The sequence below is a fragment of the Acinetobacter sp. YH16032 genome, from assembly GCF_013417345.1.
Taxonomy (GTDB): domain Bacteria; phylum Pseudomonadota; class Gammaproteobacteria; order Pseudomonadales; family Moraxellaceae; genus Acinetobacter.
Window position 1 is genome coordinate 1 of record NZ_VPEE01000024.1, and the last position, 17,371, is coordinate 17,371.

The following is a 17,371-nucleotide window of genomic DNA, read 5'->3' on the forward strand; positions in this document are numbered from 1 at the left end:
GCGTGGATTTAGGAGAAGTTGCAACTTTTCTAAAAAGCTCGAAAATCATTTTAAAGCCTTTGATTTGACTTTCTTTTACCTTAATAACGGATTTGTTTAACGCCAGCATACTTTTTGAAACACCACCGGACTTTCTCTATATTAATGACCTACAAAAATATTGTATTGAAATAAATAAACTTAAAAAATCATGGCAGCAAAATATTTTTAGAGAAAAAAATAAAGAAAACCCTAAAAAAAAATATCACTTACCATTAAGAAAAGATGCAAAAAAATTCTTAGAAGAATTAGCACTTTTCAAAAATATTTCTGAAAGTGAAGTTTTAGAAATATTGATTAAGGAGGCGTATAAAAATGAAATGTGTAATGAAAAAGGAAAGGCTCAATACTGAGCCATCCACTCTTTCACTTGCTCCCCATACCACGCCATCAACCTTACCCGCTCATCCCAGTATTGTGCTCGGTTATAGGCCGAGCGAATTCTATTTTGAGGCACATGAGCAAGCTGGCGCTCAATGGCATCTGGATTAAACAGATTTGATTCGTTTACGACTGTACTGAATAGCGATCTAAAACCATGTGTGGTCATCCGACCTGCATAGCCCGAACGCTTGATCACGGCCAAAATAGATTCGCTACGCATAGGTTCTTTGTTATTTAAACGATGTGGAAATAACAGTTCCTGATTATGGGTAAGTCTCAAAGCCTGAAGCTCGGCAATCATCATGTCCGTCAACGGTACACGATGTGGAAGACGGTTCTTCATCCGCTCTTCAGGGATATCCCACTTACGCCCTTCCAGGTCAAATTCTTCCCAGCGTGCTTGCAGCAATTCACTAACCCGAACACCTGTCAGCATGATCAGAATAATGGCATGATGTGTTTGAGCATCACTTGGGTAAGCTCTTACCTTTCTTAAAAATTCAGGCATTTCAGAGGCAGTAAGCGAAGCCAAATTTTTGACTCTTTTATTCTTGAGAGCATAAACCAGATCACCTGCCGGATTATCATAACGATAGCCATGCGCAATGGCATACTTCATGACCATGCCGCAACGAGATAAGGTACGTTTTGCAATTTCAAGCGAGCCTCTTGCCTCAATTTTCTTAATGATTTGTAGAATCTCAGGAGCCTGAATCTGGTTGATACGCTTTTTAGCAAGAGCAAGATAAAGCTCATCCAATGAAGCTCGTACATTACTGATATGTTTGGATGACCAGGTTTCTTTTTGATTATTAAACCAATCTTCTGCAACTTCTTTGAAATAGGGCTGCTCCTCTTCGACCTCAACTGTATTCTTGAGCTTATATCTCAGATCAAGCGCTATCTCTCTTGCACGCTTTAAACTCAGCTCAGGATATAGACCTAACGCTTTGGACTTCCTTTGTCCATTTTCCGTATACCGGATAGACCAATATTTTTTCCCATTCGGATCTATTCGTAAAGAAAGACCATTAACATCAGAAAGGCGGTACTGTTTTTCCTTCGGTAATGCTTTTTTACACAGCACATCAGTAAGCGACATATCTTTGTCCCACATAATTAAACTTATTTAGTGGGTCAAATTGTCCCAATTTTGACCCCCAGAAAGCAAAAATAGGGTCAAACAGCTTAGGATCGGGTCGGACAATACAGCCAATAAAAAAGCCCTTAAACATTGAGTTTAAAGGCTTTTTTAGATTCCGATGGATTACTTCGGAAAGAATTTTGGTGGAGATGGCGGGAGTTGAACCCGCGTCCGCAAGCACTACACTCGAGATTACTACATGCTTAGATATCGTCTATTGTTTTAACCCTCAAAGACCCGACGAACAGGGTTAAGAGAGCGATCCTTTAAGTTTAGTACAACACCCCAAGGCTTGATGTTATACGGACTTGTGTGCGTGCGCTTCAGTCGGGATCTCTAACCACAAGTATTCAGAGATGCGGACAAGCTGCCCTTAGGCAGCTAGAGCGTAAGATTCGTCGTTTGCGACTATTTAAAATGCAAATTTTATTTACGAGAGAAAATGCGCTCTCGGCATGCATCTATGAGTTTCATCACCAGCGTCGAAGCCAGGAACATCCCCAAAGTACAACGCAATCATAGCATAAAAGTTTGAAAATACGACCTCTAATTTCACAACAATTACACATACACATGCGCTTAGTTGAATAATTGAGATAAAATCCCTTTTTTCAAGTTCAAAATTGCATATTTTATGAGTTATTTACTTGCACTGGATCAAGGGACGACGTCAAGTCGTGCGATCATTTTTGATGAACATGGAAACGTTCATGCAACAGCTCAAAGAGAAACTAAAATACGAACCCCAAAGTCAGGCTGGGTAGAGCAAAATGCACAAGAGATTTGGAGCTCACAAATCGCAGTGGTACAGCAAGCAATTGCTGATGCGCGATTACTGCCTAAAGATATCAAAGCTTTAGGCCTAACCAATCAACGCGAAACGACAGTGATTTGGGATAAAAAAACTGGTGAACCTCTAGCCCCTGCGATTATTTGGCAAGATCGCAGAGCGAGTGATTGGTGTAATTCCCTCATTCAACAAGACTTACAAACCAAGATAAATTTCACCACAGGACTCCGCATTGATCCTTATTTCAGTGCTGGAAAATTAGTGTGGTTACTTGAAAATATTAATGGTTTAAGAGCTCGTACGGAACAAGGCGAAGTGGCTTTTGGCACCATTGATAGCTGGCTAGTTTGGAATCTCACTCAAGGTGCTGAACACGTGATTGAAGTCTCGAATGCTTCAAGAACCATGTTAATGAATCTGCATACCCAGCAATGGGATGACGAATTACTCGCACTATTTAATATCCCAAAAGCAATACTACCCAAAATCGTGGCTTCTGATTGCCATATTGCCAATACAGCAAAAGGTCTCTTAGGTGCAGAAATTCCAATTACAGGGATTTTAGGTGATCAACAATCAGCGTTATTTGGTCAATCATGTTTTGACGTAGGCTCAGCTAAAAATACCTATGGTACTGGCTGCTTTATGTTATTCAATACAGGTGATCAAATTCAACTGAGTCAGAATCAGCTTCTCTCCACTTTAGCTTGGCAATGCAAAGAACACACCTCGTATGCGCTTGAAGGTAGTGTTTTTATGGCTGGTGCGATTGTGCAATGGTTACGTGATGGACTAGGAATTATTCAAAGTAGCCAAGAAGTTGAACAATTGGCGTGTCAAGTTAACAATACCGATGGTGTCGTACTTGTTCCTGCCTTTACAGGCTTAGGAGCACCTCATTGGGATACGGATGCCCGCGCATTATTATGCGGTATGTCTAGAGGGACAAATAAAGCACATATTGCGCGAGCAGCTCTCGAATCAATCGCATTTCAAGTCGCTGACGTTTTGAATGCCATGCAATCTGATATTCGAAACCCTTTAAAAGAATTACGTGTAGATGGTGGTGCGAGTCAAAATGATATGTTGATGCAGTTTCAAGCCGACTTACTGAATGTTCCTGTATTAAGACCGCAACTTTTGGAGTCAACGGCTTGGGGAGCTGCGGCAATGGCAGGTTTAACTGCAGGTGTATTTAAAAATCCGTCTGATATTGCGGCATCATGGAAATTGGAAAAAGCCTTTGAGCCAACAATGTCTGAAGATCAACGTCAATTTCATTTACATCAATGGAATCGTGCGTTAAAACGTTCAAGATCAGATGTTTAGTATAAAAAACCGCCTACAAGGGCGGTTTTTTTATAAGAGATACATAGATTTTTCAATATGCGTATGAAGCAATACCTGTTGCAATTGCTTTACCTTCATCATTCACCATATTCATGCGCATCGTACAACCTTTGCGCCCCATGCGTAGGACTTCAGCAGTGGCAATAAAATACTTTCCGCGCCCTGGTGATAAATAATCCACTCGCATATCCACTGTTGCTAAACGTGAAACTTTCTTTAAAGTTTCAGGCAACATATCAGGCTCTGCACGCTTGTAAAGCTCGCCCATTGCAACAATCCCGCCAATACTATCGAGTAATGTTGCCGCTACACCGCCATGCAAAATTTGGAAAGAAATATTACCAATGAGATTAGGTTTCATCTCAATATAACCTTGGATTTCACCTTCTACGACACGCATTTTCATTTCGTTGTAAGCGAAATAAGGAGAGGTATTAAATACTTGAGTGAGTTGATTTAATACCACTTCAAGATCTGGTTTAGCACCTAAATGGAGGTTACCCATCCATTTTTTTTGGGAATCGTTCATACAAAACTCAAATTAACATCATGAGAAAAAACCATCAGCATTTTCCCAAAAACCGCCTTAAGGGGGCTACAATTAGACCCAAGTAAAATACCAAACATCGAGATTGTGATGACTTATACGTTTAATCGCCCTGCTTTTCCTGCAACACGCATGCGCCGTATTCGAAAAAATGACAAACTCAGAGCGATGGTGAGAGAAACACATCTTTCTGCTGAACATCTCATTTATCCGGTATTTGTTCTACCAGGTCAAAATCAAACCCAAGAAATACCTAGTATGCCAAATATTCACCGTCTTTCAGCTGATTTGTTGTTAAACAAAGCTGAAAAACTTTTAGAATTAGGTGTATCTAAATTAGCTTTATTCCCAGTTACCCCACAAGAAGACAAAAGTTTAACTGCTGAAGCAGCATGGAGAGATGATGGTTTAGTTCAAAGCACTGTCCGTCTTCTAAAAAAAGAATTACCAGAAATGGTACTCATCACTGATGGCGCTTTAGACCCTTATACAACACACGGTCAGGATGGCATCATCGATGAAACAGGTTATGTCCTGAATGATGAAACTGTTGAGTGTCTGATTAAACAAGGTTTAAGCCATGCAGAAGCAGGAGCCGATGTTTTCGCACCGAGTGATATGATGGATGGTCGTATTGCTGCGATTCGTCAAGCATTTGAAGCAAATGGTCATATTTATACCAATATCATGGCTTACTCTGCCAAATATGCATCAAGCTTCTATGGTCCTTTCCGTGATGCCGTGGGTTCAGCATCTAATTTAAAAGGTGGTAATAAGTATAACTACCAAATGGATGTAGGAAACCGAGCTGAAGCTCTTCACGAAATTGCACTAGATATTCAAGAAGGTGCAGACATGGTGATCGTAAAACCAGGGATGCCATATCTAGATATTGTACGTGAAGTTAAAGACACATTTGGCATTCCAACATTTGTTTATCAAGTGAGTGGTGAATATGCCATGTTGGCAGCAGCAATCCAAAACGGCTGGCTTTCTGAAAGTGTAATTTTAGAATCACTGATGAGCTGTCGTCGTGCTGGTGCAGATGGAATTTGGACCTATTTTGCTGAAGATGCTGCAAAAATGCTTAAAGATATATAATACACTATTGAATCAAAAGCGCTTTTCCATAAAGCGCTTTTTTTCTACTAAAATCATCATCATTGTATTCAAGACCCAACTTTTAACTTACTCATTTAACATCTTACATCTCATCGATCTCTTTACATCATTGAGATTATTTGCACGATTAGAGCTTGAATATGGTCTAATACACACCGTCATTTTGAAGGTGGATAAAAATGCACGTTGCCATCATTGGATGTGGAATTAGCGGCTTACTAACAGCGCTTGAATTACTCGAACAAGGTTGTGAAATTACCCTCATTGATCAAAAACAAGCAGCTAAAGCTGCATCTTGGGCAGGTGGTGGTATTTTGTCACCTATGTATCCTTGGCGTTATCCCAAAGCAGTCAATCAATTGGCACAACATGGTAAATCGTTATATCAATCTTGGAATCAAAAAATTCAACCATTGAGTGGCATTGATTTCGAAATTCACGATTCAGGCATGTTAATTTTTGATGAAGATGATTTTGAGATTGGACTCAGTTATAAGGCGCAATTTAACGAGCCGATGCAGCATTGCGATTTACTCGACGAGACTCAATTAAGAAATCTGAATCCACGAGTTTCTAATACTTTCAAGCAGGCTTTGCATTTTCCACAATTGTCTAATGTTCGTAATCCTCGTCTTTTAAAGTCTATTCTGACTTATCTCAAAGCACATTCAAAAGTAAAGATTATTGAACATAAGTGGGTAGAAAAATTACTGATTCAAAATCAACAAGTGCAATCCATTGTTCTGCACGATCAACATCAGATTAAAGCTGATCAGTATGTTATCGCTACAGGCGCTTGGTCGGCACATTGGGCATCACAACTTGATTTCAATATTCCTGTTCAACCTGTTCAGGGGCAGATGATCCTATTCAAAACCCCTGAAAACTGGCTACCCACAATGTGTATGTATAAGGTCATGTATATGATTCCACGTCGAGATGGCCATATCGTCTGTGGTTCCAGTATGGCGGAATTAGGTTTTGAACATCGCCCAAATTTGAAAACACAACAATCCATTTACCAAGCATGCATTCAACTCATACCTGAACTTAAAAATTTCCCGATTGTGCAACAATGGGCAGGCTTGAGACCTAGTTCACCTGATGGAATTCCATATATTGGTTTAATGCCTGAAATGAAAAACTTATGGGCGAATTTTGGTCATTTTAGAAATGGTTTATGCATGGGGCCAGCTGCAGCGCAGTTACTACGACAACTCATGCTGAATCAGACCACCCTCGTTGATCCTAGACCCTATGACCCATCTTTGAAGTTTCAAGTTTAATGTGATGGAAGTAGTTGCTCCAACGCCATTTTGAGTTCTGGATACTGAAATGTATAACCTGCTTGAATAAGTGCTTCTGGTATAACGTATTGTCCATTTAAAACCAATTGAGACTGCTCACCTAACATGATTTTAAACAATGAATCAGGCAGACTTAAAAGCGGTTTCTTGTTTAAAATTTTTGCTGCGGTGCGAACAAAATACACCTGATTCGTTTGTTCAGGAGCAACGAAATTAAAAACTTCGTTTGGAGTGTCATTCAACATCAGAAATTCAATCGCCTGAATCAGGTCCTGAATATGAATCCATGCTAAGGGCTGCTGACCTGAACCAATTTTACCCACCAGATTAAATCGAATCGGTAAGAGTAATTGTTGTAAAATTCCTCCGCCATGCCCAAACACCACGCCTAAACGAATGACCTTAATATCAAACTGATTTTTGTATTGGAGCGCCGACCTCTCCCACTCTTGGCAAAGTTCGGACATAAAGATCGGTTGAGATGATCCCTGCTCATTGTTTTTTTCTGACCATTCTTGATCAGGATCAATACCATAATATCCTACAGCAGAACCAGAAATAATTCGCTTGGGATGTTGCTGATGGGTCAGCAGATAATGAAATAATGCATCGGTCGTATTCACTCGGCTGTCGATGAGTTTTTGTTTTCGCCTTTGCGTCCAGCGACCATCACCAATACTTTCACCCGCTAAGTTAATAACATAGTCAATTTGAGCGTGTTGGATATCATCGAAAGATTGAACCCATGTCAAACGTGGATGCTTCATTTTTGGATTGGACTGTCGGCTTAAACCAATCACTTGATAATCTTGATCTAGCAAATATGCAACCAAATAAGATCCAATAAAACCTGTTGCACCAGTAACCAAAACGCAAGGATGATACATAGAAATACTCTTATGATCTGATCTCTCTATCATGGTGAAAGATGCCTTTGAGCTCAATTCATGATTACTTATTTACCACCAATTTATTCGCCATGCGCTTCGCTTGTGGACCATAAAACCAAAAGGTAATTAAATATAATGGTATCGCCAGCATCAAAATCATAATTACACTGAGACTTAAGAAACTGGAATTTTGAACATAGAGTAAAAAGTTCTGCCAAATTTCAGGGTCTTTTCTCGAAAAAAATAAAATACTTAAAAAAACACCAAGAAAGTTATAGCCCCAAAAGATCAAGGTAAAACCTAATGTGAATTTTTTACGTTCTTGATCCGAAGGTGCACGTTGTTGTTGATCAATAAATTTATATAAAACAACAATCATCGCTATTAAATATGGAAGTGCAGTGACTATTCCTGCAATTGCCGAAGGCAATAACGCTGCCAATATACCTGCAACCAGCGTTAATCCTAAGCAAAGTAAAAAGAACCATAAAAAATATTTTCTTAAAGAAACCATAACTCTCTGACGCAATAAATTCCTGTCACAAAGCATAACCGAAAATAAATCAAATATTTTTAATTTTCTTGTCAACCGAATCACAACCTTATGCGTTATATAAGGTACAAGGTCAGTAGCAACCGCGTAGTCATTGCACCGGCATCCACAATGATACACGGTGACCTTATACCCCAATGAGACCTATAAATCATGCTTCTTGCAGAAAAATTTAGTTTAGCAGCCTAAATTTGAATGACTGAAGTATTTTGGCCGACGATTTCACATCACTCGAATCGTCGGCTTTATTTTTGAACTTAATAAATTTTCTAAATATACTTTTATCCATAAAGATGAGATAACAATCAGAATAAATCCTAGTCGCAATGTATAAAGAAAAAATTAAACATAAAATTAGTCTAAAAAAACGTCTAAATTTTAAATCAGACTTTTGGGATGTATTGAATTATCCATTCACTCGCTTTCTTATCAGTATCGTATTAGTTTGCTATTGATTTGTTTTTATTAAAGCATTTATTAATCATCAATTTCACATACCGCTTACAATCATCAGTTTACTCTGTGGTGTTTTTTATCAAAGTCATCAAATCATTAGAAACAAAGAAAAAATCTTAATTTATTCAATTTTAAGCCTATTTTTGAGTGCACTTTCATTTATTTCTATACAGAGTAATAGCTCGAATCCATTAATAATTTGGGTCTATTTCTATCTTGGTGCTTACTTAATAGTTTTTTCTGTAGACCATCATCAGAGTTTAACCACACCTTTTGGTGAAGGTCTTAGTTTTTTATTCGCACTTGGAATTTGCTATTGGTTTTTCGAAAAACAGATGCTTGGTGTTGATACAGTATTATCGACATTTATCACAATAATCTTGTTAATATTTTTACTCTATTCGATTTTACATGCCTTTTTTGAAATTAAGCATCATCATTTAAGCCGTTTTCTACTGAGTTTCTTTACTTGTTGTTCAATTTTAATTTTGTCTATTGATCAAATTATAGAACTTTATTCACAGGGCGATATTACATCTGAGCATCGTTGGGTTGAGCGTTTAATTTTATTATTTCGATATTTTTTACTCGGTTTATCGTCTTTATATCTTTTTCAAAACTGAATGCTGCTTCTCAGCTATTTTCCCAATAAATACACGCGTTCTTATTTTTCAGATGTCAAACAAAATACGCTGATCCATATCAAACGTTTTTCAGAAGATCAAATTTCTAAAACAGAAGCTTGGTTTGCACTCATTTTTACGGTTTCAGTCTATTCTTTAAATTATATCTAGCAAATAATTCCCATCAATATGAGTATTTGGCTAAGCATTCTATTGGTACCCTTAGTCATCCAATCTTTTTTTTCATCATAAAATAGATCAATCGTTAACAGCAGCTAAACTGCATGCATCCTCTTCTCATAAGCAAATCTCGATCAACTCGAGAATCAAAAATAGAAACAAGAGAAAAAGACGAAAAAAGAGTAAATCGAATAAAAAATAGCGATTAAAAGCTGTCTTATAGAGATGTTAAAAATTTCGATGTTTTAAAGTCCGATATTGGATAAGATGACAATTGAGATGTTTTGGGGTTCGGTAATGGCAGTGCGTTTTTTTCATACTTCAGATTGGCATTTGGGGCAATTTTTTCACAATCATGATCGTGACTATGAACACACGCAGTTTTTAAACTGGCTACTTGCACAAATTCAACAAAAACAACCGAATGCCCTGCTGATTGCCGGTGATATTTTTGATGTGGTCAATCCTGCATCATCTGCACAAAAACAGTTATACCAGTTTCTCACCGATGCCCATGCCATTGCCCCGCATATGCAAACCTTAATGATCGCAGGTAATCATGATTCCGGTTACCGCATTGAACAGGTTGAACCTTTTCTAGCGAAATTCAATGCCAAAGCGGTCGGTATTATTGGCAAACAGGATGGTGAATTTGATCTCGATCGTTTGTTGGTACCTATTTATGATGCTGATAAAAATATCGTTGCTTGGTGCTTAACCCTGCCTTATTTACGCAGTGCCGAAATTACAGGCTTAAATGAAAACACCACCAACAGCCAAAATGCGATTGCCTATTTACACCAACAAATTATTGCGGAAGCTAAAGCGCGTAAACAACCCAATCAAGCCTTAATTTTGATGTCACATGCCCATATGCAAGGCGGTGAAACCTCAGATTCCGAACGTCCAATTGTGATTGGTAACGAAGAGGCTTTATCCACTGCATTATTTGATGATGTGATTGATTATGTGGCACTCGGTCATTTGCATAAACCGCAAAAAGTTGGACAGGAACATATTCGCTACAGTGGCTCACCTATTCCACTGTCTTTTAGTGAACGCAACTATAAACATCAAGTGGTTGAAGTCACCATTGACCCCGAAGCTGATGAACAAAATCATTTTCAATATCAAGCGCACATTATTCCACGTACCGTGGATTTGATTCGAATTCGTGAACCCTTGTCTGAATTAATCACTACGGTACATGCCCTGCCAAAAGGCGAAATTGACAATCTCAATGCACGACATTTTCTAGAGATTGAATATACGACAGATGCCCCACCGCCTGTAGACTTACGTCAGCAGATTGAACTGGCACTGCCACCAAATCGTTATCGTTTACTGCGTATAGCTCGAATTTATCAAAAAGCAACGGAGCAAAACGATGAAAGTCACAAAGTCGATTTAGCGCCCCCCACCCCTGAAAAATTATTTTTAAGCCTTTGGGAAAAAATGGGCTATGAGCAGGATGAATCGGTGAAGCGTGATTTCTTAACTTTGCTTGAAGCGGCACAACACGATTTGGATCAAAAAGCGCACTAAGGACAGGTCATGAAAATTATTCGACTCAGTTTAAACAACTTGGCCTCTTTAGCCGGTGAACAACATATCCATTTTGAACAAGCGCCATTGGCTCAGGCAGGTCTGATTGCCATTACTGGTAAAACAGGTGCAGGAAAATCGACGCTGCTCGATGCCATGTGTTTAGCTTTGTACGATGAAATCCCACGTTTACGTGGCGCAGCTGGCAGCATGAAAGATGTAGGCGGTAAAGACATTTCAATTAAAGATTCGAAGAATATTTTGCGTCGTGGTACCACCGCTGGTTTTGCTGAACTTGAATTTCTTGCCCTTGATGGTAAACGCTATTTGGCGCGGTGGGACATTAGCCGTGCGCGTAAAAAAGTTGATGGCAATTTAAAAGTCGAGCGCTTTGTTCAATGTTTAGATGATGGCGCGACCTTAACGCAAAAAATCTCGGAAGTGACACCACTGATTGAAAAGCTGATTGGTCTCAGTTTTGAGCAATTTACCCGTGCAGTCCTGTTAGCACAGTCTGAAGTGGGGGCATTTTTAAAAGCCAAAGACCATGAACGTGCTGATCTACTGGAATACTTAACCAACTCACAAATTTTTAGTGAAGTCAGTAAAAAAGCAGCAGATAAATATAGTGAGATTAAACAGCAACGTAATGAATTAGAAAAAGATATTGGACGCATGGATATTCTCAGTGAAGAACAACTTGCGGCTTTAAATCAACAACATCAGCAGCTAAAACAACAACTCGTGCATTTGGCACAATCAGAAAAGCTGCTTGAAAATGAACGTAAATGGTATCTTGAGCGTGATCAATTGTATGCTGAAGTCCATGGCAAAAAAGAGATTTATGAAGTTCAGCTTGATGCCGTAAATAAATCCGCAGCACAACAACAATTGCTACAACAGCTTGATGCATTTCAAGCCATTCGTGAACAATATGTACAGCGTGCACGTTTAGAACCACAAAAACTTGAGGTGCAACAAAAACAACTGGCCTTTCAAGCTGAGTTTGTCTCTTTACAACAACAAGCTACTACTGAACAACAGCGCTTAAAAGCCTATGAACATGCCCAAGCGCAATTTGAGCAGCAACGTTTGGATATTAAGCCTCATCTTGAACAAGGCTTAAAGTTGGATCATGACATTCACAGTATTTCTGAACAGTATAAAAAACTCAGTGTAGATAAAGATCAGCTTGTACGCAATGAATTAGAACCGTCAAAACATGCTGTTGAACAACAACAGACCAGCGTATTGGCTTGGCAAAACAAACAGCAACAAATCAACTTTGAGTTAACCCAAAGCCAATTTTTACAATGCTTTGACCAAGAACCACAAAGTACTTTGCAGGCGCTACAACATTATGTCGAGCAATATCAGTTGCTTCATCAACAAGAGCCAGAACTATTACAACAATCCTTTGCAACGTTAGAACAGCAACAGCAAACCATTGTACAACGTCTGCAAAGCTATGTGGCTCAACATGAAAGTCTTGGCGCTTTGACACAATCGCTAAAAAACATCCAACAACAGCGTGAACATCAGCAAAGTACGGTATTACGACTGCAACATCAACAGCAGCAGCTTGATCAAGTCATTACCCATATCAGCGAAATACACGACCTGACAGGCTCAATCGCTGAACAACAAAAGCAACTGCAGATTATTCAACAGACCCTTGAAAAACGCCTGAGCGAAAAAGCCACACAAGAAGCTGCTTATACTCAACTACAACGCATCTTGGAGGCACAGCGTCTATTACATAGCGAAAACGTGCAGCATTTACGTGAACAGCTAAAAGCCAATCAACCTTGTATGGTCTGTGGTAGCCATGAACATCCGTTTTTAGACCATCATCAACGCTTAGAACAAGGTTTATTGCAACTACACGAGCACCAATTGCAAGAGGCTCGTCAACAATTGGAACAGGTCAATCATGAGGTACAGCAAGCACAGATTGAGCAATCCAAAGTACAGACCTTACTTGAACAGCAACAACAGCGTATGGAACAGCTCACGCAATTCACTCAGCAACAGCTCGAGCACATTCAAGCAGCATTACAACAACTGGGTTCAAATCTCGACACGGCAGACCCGATTCAGTTGCAGCAGCGCATAATGCAGCAGATCGAAACACTGCAATCGCACATTGAACAACAACAGGTGCAAGAACAAGAACTTAGTCAATTGCTTGAGCAATGGCGTAAAGATCAGCAGCAACAACAGCAATTACTATTGAATATTCAACGTCGTGTACAGCTTGAACAAGGTATTCAACCTATTGTGCAGTTACTGCCTGCTCGCTATCAGCAAGACATGCCAATACATTGGGTTGCTGAATTACAACAGCAGCTACAGCAACGTGTTGCATTGCTCACCATGCAAAAACAGGTAGAGACATCACTGCTGCAAGCACAGCAGGAACTTGAAAAAATGACGCTGCGCTTTGAAGCAGCGCAAAAGCACGAACAACACCTGACTCACCAGATTGAACAACTGATTGAGCAAGGCAAAATGTTACGCTCGAAACTTGCGGAACTGACCCAAGACTATGCCGGTCAAAGCTACCGTTATGCTGCGGATTGGCAAAAACATTTAGAGGAAACTGCTGTCGCCCATGCCAATGAGGTTCATGCACAACGCAGTAAAACTGCACATGCTGAACAACAGCTGAATGCAGCCAATTTACAACAGCAGCAGTTGCTCAGTGATTTACATCATATTGAACAGGCATTACAGCAAGTACAACAGGCTATTCAGCAATGGCAACTGAGCCATCCGACCGTGACCACAGATCAAATCACAACATGGTTAAGCATTGATTTAGCCCAACATCAACAAATACGCCATGAGTTAAATACGCAGCGACAACTTTTAGAGAATGCCAAAACCGCTTGGCAAGTTTTAGAAGAACGTTATCAGGCACATTTAAAACATCAGCCTGAACATGATCTCAGCATGCTCGAGCAGCAACTTGAGAACTTGCAAACGGAAAAGCTCGCTCAACAAGAAGCGCTCACCGATACAGAAACTCAGTTACGCATGAATGCTGCTAATCAAACCAACTATGCTAAGTATCAAAGCCAAATTGAGCAAATTAAAGCAGAAGAATATCGTTGGGGACGTATCTACGATTTGATTGGGCATAAGGAAGGCACCAAGTTTAAAAAGATTGCTCAAGAGCATCATTTAGATATTTTGGTGGAATATGCCAATCAGCAATTACAGCCGCTTGCGCCACGTTATCAGTTGCATCGTATTCATGACAGTTTAAGTTTGGCCATTATTGACTTAGATATGAACAGCGAAGTTCGACCTGTGTTGTCGTTATCAGGTGGTGAAACTTTCTTAGTGTCTTTAGCCCTTGCTTTAGCGATTGCTAACATGGCATCAGGTTCAATGAAACTTGAATCACTGTTTATTGATGAAGGCTTTGGTACGCTCGACCCGGCATCCTTACATATGGTCATGAATGCCCTCGATCATTTACAAAGCCAAGGTCGTAAGGTCGTGCTCATCTCTCATGTACAAGAAATGCATGAACGTATTCCTGTACAGATTCAAGTCAAACCTGTAGGTGCAGGTGCGAGTACCATTAATATTGTCGGTTAATGGTTAATGATAATAAGTTGAAGCCGTCAAATGATGGCTTTAATCTAAGCCAGTTTTCTTAAAGTTAAAATTTGCTCAGCTCGTCCAAAAGGTCCGTTCAGATCATGAAGAATAGATGAAGTTAACCCGATACCGTCATCACCATATTGTTGCACTGTTTCCAGACCTAGCCACTTACCTATTGGCATACGATAGAGATGTATCTGTAAATCTAAATTCGGGAAAGTATAGTTAAACGGCCAACCTTGTCGTGTGACAATTCCATTCGCTGTATCGACCATTCCCATCAACTTCACAAAGTCTGAATGTATTTGTCCTTCAACCATGTCATAAGGATTGGTTAGCCATACAATTCCCTTGCCTGCCCGTCGATCTAAACGACGTGCCTCAAGTGATTGAATATAGCCTCCAGGCCAGTTTCTAATTTCTTCCCATAAGATCCCCTCGTCAGGATCAGCAACTTTTTGATCTTCTAATCCTGCGACTGCCTGAGTATCACTCATCATCATTCGCCAAGTACGTGCCTGAATGCAGCTTTTACCATGTGCAGACATGGTCGACTCGATCAATTCAATGGTTTTTCCAGGTCGAATAATTCGAGTTTCAATTTGAAACTCCCCAGCGGGTATCAGGCCCAAAATATCTAAACTTATACGTCCAATCCGTAGGTCAGACCGAGCAGAAAAGTGATCCAACTCTGCACAAATAATCCCTGTTGCGGGCGCCATATGCTGTTCGTGCGCATTCCATGCACCTTGAGCATGTATAGTCGACTTATACTTAGCCAGTACTGATCCATCATCACACACTTTTCGTTCTAAAAGCTGATAATACGAACTCATCCAATTCTTCCCTGTTTTATGATTATGTGAAATATATTGGTTTATTTTTATACATAAAAAGTTGTATTTACAATAACAGTGACTGAACCCGAAAGTTCAGTGCAGACTGAATCCAATCATTTTGAGTAATCTCGCGCCCCAAATAAGGCCGTCCCTATGCGAACCATAGTCGATCCAGCGCTAATCGCATCTTGTAAATCACCCGACATTCCCATACTCAAGGTATCCCAATCAGAAGGATGTGCATGATGCTCTTTCATCTGATCAAAAAGTGTCTTGGCATCATAGAGTGCATCTACATTGCCAGGCGCTGGAATGACCATTAATCCTCGTAATCGAAGTCGAGGTAATATGCTCATTTGAGCAACCAGATCTTCGACCTCTGAAACTGCACAACCATCTTTGCTTTCTTGAGCATCAATATTCACTTGAAGACAAATATTGATAGGCTCCTGTTCGATTGTGCGTTGATTAGAGAGTCGCTCTGCGATAATAAAGCGATCAACCCCATGCACCCATGCAAATTGTTCAGCCAACTGTTTGGTTTTATTGCGTTGTACATGACCAATAAAATGCCATTCGATGTCTAAATCATTCAGCGCTTTGATTTTATCTAATGCTTCTTGCAGGTAATTCTCACCAAATGCTCGTTGACCAGTCTGATACATTTCTCTCAAAATATCTGCTGGATGCGTTTTGGAAACAGCAAGGAGTTTAACCTCGTTAGATTGTCGTTGAGCAACTTCACAGGCTTGTTCAATTTGTCGAATAACACTATTTCTCGCTTGCTCTAGACTCATCATGTATAGCTATCTCAGTTAATTTATCTTTTTTTACTTTCTTGCACGCTAACTGTTGGTTAAGCTGTAGGAAAGCCTTATTATTCTATCAAAATAATTACGATTTTAATGCGTTCGGGGAATTTATGGATATTACAGAATTACTGGCATTTTCAGTGAAAAACGGGGCGTCTGACTTGCACCTTTCTGCAGGAATGCCACCGATGATTCGTGTTGATGGTGAAGTTCGTCGTATTAACTTACCAGCCTTAGAACACAAAGAAGTACACCGCTTAATCTACGACATCATGAATGATAAACAACGTCGCGATTATGAAGAAAAATTAGAAACCGATTTCTCATTTGAAGTACCCGGTGTAGCACGCTTCCGTGTCAACGCATTCAACCAAAATCGTGGCGCTGGCGCGGTATTCCGTACCATTCCTTCTCAAGTGATTTCTATGGAAGACTTGGGCATGGGGCAAATTTTCAAAGACATTTGCGCCTATCCACGAGGAATTGTTTTGGTCACAGGACCAACGGGTTCAGGTAAATCGACTACGCTTGCGGCGATGATGGATTACATTAACGACAACCGTTACGACCATATTTTAACCGTCGAAGATCCAATTGAATTCGTGCACCAATCCAAAAAGTGTTTGATTAACCAGCGTGAAGTGCATCGTGACACACACGGTTTTAATGAGGCGCTACGCTCTGCACTGCGTGAAGATCCAGATATTATTCTCGTCGGTGAAATGCGTGACCTCGAAACCATTCGACTTGCACTTACTGCTGCGGAAACTGGTCACTTGGTGTTTGGAACACTGCATACCACATCTGCCGCAAAAACAATTGACCGTATTATCGACGTGTTTCCTGCCGATGAGAAAGACATGGTTCGTGCCATGCTTTCTGAATCGCTTCAAGCCGTCATCTCTCAAACACTTTTAAAGAAAACAGGTGGCGGTCGGGTAGCTGCTCACGAAATTATGATTGGAATTCCAGCGATTCGAAATCTCATCCGTGAGAACAAAGTTGCACAAATGTATTCTGCAATACAAACCGGTGCAAATTATGGCATGACCACTCTCGATCAAAGTCTCAAAAATCTTGTCGCGAAAGGCATTATTACCCCGCAAGTTGCACGTACTGCGGCTAAACAACCAGAATCATTTTTATAAAAATGGACGTCATTTGATTTAGGGGAA

Annotated in this window: 13 protein-coding genes, 1 other RNA gene and 1 pseudogene; 8 read left to right on the forward strand and 7 right to left on the reverse strand. The window is 40.0% G+C overall.

Annotated elements, in window-relative coordinates; translation table 11 throughout:
- Together FTV32_RS11795 and FTV32_RS11800 are read left to right on the forward strand one after the other, a co-directional pair.
- Positions 1-100, forward strand: a pseudogene (locus tag FTV32_RS11795) (IS1 family transposase); the annotation flags it as partial.
- Positions 93-392 (forward strand): hypothetical protein, encoded by a 300-nt coding sequence (locus tag FTV32_RS11800; protein WP_257227627.1) that lies wholly within the window; start codon positions 93-95, stop codon positions 390-392. The pseudogene FTV32_RS11795 and the gene FTV32_RS11800, both read left to right, overlap by 8 nt.
- On the opposite strand, the gene FTV32_RS11805 is transcribed toward FTV32_RS11800, so the two are convergent.
- Together FTV32_RS11805 and ssrA are read right to left on the reverse strand one after the other, a co-directional pair.
- Entirely contained in the window at positions 383-1,525 is a 1,143-nt protein-coding gene (locus FTV32_RS11805; RefSeq protein WP_180028743.1) for a tyrosine-type recombinase/integrase, read from the reverse strand. The genes FTV32_RS11800 and FTV32_RS11805 overlap by 10 nt on opposite strands.
- A gap of 183 nt (positions 1,526-1,708) precedes the next feature.
- Positions 1,709-2,069: a transfer-messenger RNA gene (gene ssrA, locus FTV32_RS11810) on the reverse strand.
- 132 nt (positions 2,070-2,201) lie between these two features.
- On the opposite strand from ssrA, the gene glpK reads away from it, so the two are divergent.
- Positions 2,202-3,686 carry a glycerol kinase GlpK gene (glpK, locus tag FTV32_RS11815; RefSeq protein WP_180028744.1) on the forward strand — a complete coding sequence of 495 codons (1,485 nt, stop codon included), beginning with the start codon at positions 2,202-2,204 and terminating at the stop codon, positions 3,684-3,686.
- 52 nt (positions 3,687-3,738) lie between these two features.
- Here the strand turns inward: glpK and FTV32_RS11820 are convergent, their stop codons facing one another.
- Complete coding sequence (locus tag FTV32_RS11820) at positions 3,739-4,236, reverse strand: thioesterase family protein (protein ID WP_180028745.1); 498 nt, start codon at positions 4,234-4,236, stop codon at positions 3,739-3,741.
- Between the two features lie 108 nt (positions 4,237-4,344).
- Here FTV32_RS11820 and hemB point away from each other — a divergent pair, with 108 nt between their 5' ends.
- Positions 4,345-5,355 (forward strand): porphobilinogen synthase, encoded by a 1,011-nt coding sequence (hemB, locus tag FTV32_RS11825; RefSeq protein ID WP_092768220.1) that lies wholly within the window; start codon positions 4,345-4,347, stop codon positions 5,353-5,355.
- Between the two features lie 200 nt (positions 5,356-5,555).
- Positions 5,556-6,662, forward strand: a complete 1,107-nt coding sequence (gene thiO / locus FTV32_RS11830; RefSeq protein ID WP_180028746.1) for a glycine oxidase ThiO — start codon at positions 5,556-5,558, stop codon at positions 6,660-6,662.
- Here the strand turns inward: thiO and FTV32_RS11835 are convergent.
- A complete protein-coding gene (locus tag FTV32_RS11835; RefSeq protein ID WP_180028747.1) occupies positions 6,659-7,570 on the reverse strand; it encodes a TIGR01777 family oxidoreductase in 912 nt (303 codons plus the stop codon). The two genes, thiO and FTV32_RS11835, sit on opposite strands and share 4 nt — an antisense overlap.
- A 64-nt stretch (positions 7,571-7,634) precedes the next feature.
- Positions 7,635-8,087 carry an ABZJ_00895 family protein gene (locus FTV32_RS11840; protein WP_180028763.1) on the reverse strand — a complete coding sequence of 151 codons (453 nt, stop codon included), beginning with the start codon at positions 8,085-8,087 and terminating at the stop codon, positions 7,635-7,637.
- 1,595 nt (positions 8,088-9,682) lie between these two features.
- Here FTV32_RS11840 and FTV32_RS11845 point away from each other — a divergent pair.
- Positions 9,683-10,930: an exonuclease SbcCD subunit D C-terminal domain-containing protein gene (locus FTV32_RS11845; RefSeq protein ID WP_180028748.1), complete on the forward strand. Its 1,248-nt coding sequence runs from the start codon at positions 9,683-9,685 to the stop codon at positions 10,928-10,930.
- Positions 10,931-10,939: 9 nt separating this feature from the next.
- Positions 10,940-14,539, forward strand: coding sequence for an AAA family ATPase (locus FTV32_RS11850; protein WP_180028749.1), 3,600 nt, complete (start codon positions 10,940-10,942; stop codon positions 14,537-14,539).
- A 44-nt stretch (positions 14,540-14,583) separates the two neighbouring features.
- Here FTV32_RS11850 and FTV32_RS11855 read toward each other — a convergent pair whose 3' ends face one another.
- On the reverse strand, positions 14,584-15,381 hold the full coding sequence (locus tag FTV32_RS11855) for a thioesterase family protein (protein WP_180028750.1): 798 nt from the start codon (positions 15,379-15,381) through the stop codon (positions 14,584-14,586).
- 116 nt (positions 15,382-15,497) lie between these two features.
- Entirely contained in the window at positions 15,498-16,184 is a 687-nt protein-coding gene (locus FTV32_RS11860; protein ID WP_180028751.1) for a YggS family pyridoxal phosphate-dependent enzyme, read from the reverse strand.
- A gap of 122 nt (positions 16,185-16,306) precedes the next feature.
- On the opposite strand from FTV32_RS11860, the gene FTV32_RS11865 reads away from it, so the two are divergent.
- Positions 16,307-17,344 carry a type IV pilus twitching motility protein PilT gene (locus FTV32_RS11865; protein WP_092768204.1) on the forward strand — a complete coding sequence of 346 codons (1,038 nt, stop codon included), beginning with the start codon at positions 16,307-16,309 and terminating at the stop codon, positions 17,342-17,344.
- The last annotated feature ends 27 nt before the right edge of the window (positions 17,345-17,371 follow it).